Source organism: Rickettsia australis str. Phillips, from assembly GCF_000273745.1.
GTDB lineage: Bacteria > Pseudomonadota > Alphaproteobacteria > Rickettsiales > Rickettsiaceae > Rickettsia > Rickettsia australis.
Map to the genome: position 1 here is coordinate 1 of NZ_AKVZ01000028.1, position 876 is coordinate 876.

Consider the following 876-nt stretch of genomic DNA (forward strand, 5'->3'; position numbering starts at 1 on the left):
GCAACTCGGTTATACTGTTTCCTACGAGAGATCTTATAATATATGCAAAAAAGCTTGTTTAGATATTTTCATTTTGCATAAAGAACAAGACCAATTTATATATACTAATTTAGTAGCTCGGGCTAAGTATCCGCACAGTGCATTTTATGATAATGAATTATATCCTTTAAAAAAATATAGATTCGGTAGTATAGAGGTTTATGGTCCCGCTGATCCTATAGGAAATCTAAATAGGCAATATCCAGAATGGGATAAGTATGCAGTGATAGAGCATTCCCATAGCGTACATTTACCTTTTTTATCTAATATCGAGAAAAAAACCAAATTTATATTAACGCCGGAATTATTAAAACCGGCTCAGCCATTCGGACCTCTAGAAGATAAAGTGAATATAGTCAATTCAGCTACATTTGTTGGTATGTGCAAGGATATATCTTATAATTAAATGTTGAAATGGTTAAGATTATTTCGATATCAGTAACGAAATAGTCATATGATTTACATTTGACTAAATTACCTTTTTTGCAAAAATTCATATCAAACAAATTGAGATAAGAAAGTAATAGCCGGCACTATCCATAAGCCCAGTTTATCAAAGCAAAAGCCCCAAATAGCTTGTTTATTTTGAACCACTTGAAAGCTAAATGCAGGTTTAAGTAATTCATTAAAATATTTTAAGCTTGAAGAAACGGTTGAGTCACTTACTTTTGCTTCCACTAAAATCCATGGTTGGTTATCTTTTGTTATTACTAAATTAACTTCACGTTTTTTTGTTTATCACGAAGATAGTATAAACCAAAATCACCAAGCCCTGTTTCATTCCAAAAATACACTGCTTTTCAAAGGTGAGCAGCTACAAGATTTTCAAATCTCGCT

1 protein-coding gene and 1 pseudogene are annotated in these 876 nt (G+C 31.7%); one reads left to right on the forward strand and one right to left on the reverse strand.

Going from position 1 to position 876, the window contains the following annotated elements; translation table 11 throughout:
• Positions 1–445: pseudogene (locus A452_RS08495) on the forward strand (LicD family protein); the annotation flags it as partial.
• Between the two features lie 92 nt (positions 446–537).
• On the opposite strand, the gene A452_RS0105145 reads toward A452_RS08495, so the two are convergent.
• The gene (locus A452_RS0105145; RefSeq protein WP_017208627.1) at positions 538–717 is read right to left on the reverse strand and encodes a hypothetical protein; all 180 of its coding nucleotides are present in this window, start codon (positions 715–717) and stop codon (positions 538–540) included.
• Positions 718–876: the final 159 nt, after the last annotated feature.